Origin of the sequence: Streptomyces amakusaensis (assembly GCF_039532665.1) — a bacterium.
Classification (GTDB): domain Bacteria; phylum Actinomycetota; class Actinomycetes; order Streptomycetales; family Streptomycetaceae; genus Streptomyces; species Streptomyces amakusaensis.
The window spans coordinates 1-782 of record NZ_BAAASB010000086.1; the positions used below are offsets into that span (position 1 = coordinate 1).

The 782-nt window shown below is 71.2% G+C and carries 1 protein-coding gene; it reads left to right on the plus strand.

The window, feature by feature from the left end:
• On the plus strand, positions 1-782 hold a 782-nt coding region (gene aroB, locus ABD371_RS35740; RefSeq protein WP_344486957.1), incomplete at both ends, for a 3-dehydroquinate synthase.

The following is a 782-nucleotide window of genomic DNA, read 5'->3' on the forward strand; positions in this document are numbered from 1 at the left end:
TTCACCCGTACCGATGTGATCGTGGGTGTGGGTGGCGGGGCCACCACCGATGTGGCCGGTTTTGTGGCCGCCTCCTGGCTGCGGGGGGTCCGCTGGATCGCGGTGCCCACCACCGTGCTGGGCATGGTCGACGCGGCCGTCGGCGGGAAGACCGGCATCAACACCGCCGAGGGCAAGAACCTCGTCGGGGCCTTCCACCCGCCCGCCGGGGTCCTGTGCGACCTGGCCGCCCTGGACTCGCTCCCCGTCAACGACTACGTCAGCGGCATGGCCGAGATCATCAAGGCCGGCTTCATCGCCGACCCGGTGATCCTGGACCTGGTCGAGGCCGACCCCCAGGGCGCGCGCACCCCCTCGGGCCGGCACACGGCGGAGCTGATCGAGCGCTCCATCCGGGTCAAGGCCGAGGTCGTCTCCGGCGACCTCAGGGAGTCCGGCCGGCGCGAGATCCTCAACTACGGACACACCCTGGCCCACGCCATCGAGAAGAACGAGCGCTACAAGTGGCGGCACGGCGCGGCCGTCTCCGTCGGCATGGTCTTCGCCGCCGAGCTGGGCCGGCTCGCGGGCCGGCTGGACGACGCGACCGCCGACCGCCACCGCGCGATCCTGGAGTCCGTCGGGCTGCCGCTGACCTACCGGGGCGACCAGTGGCCCAAACTCCTTCAGACCATGAAGGTCGACAAGAAGTCCCGGGGCAATCTGCTCCGCTTCATCGTCCTCGACGGCCTCGCCAAGCCCACCGTCCTGGAGGGCCCCGACCCCGCCGTACTCCTCGCCGC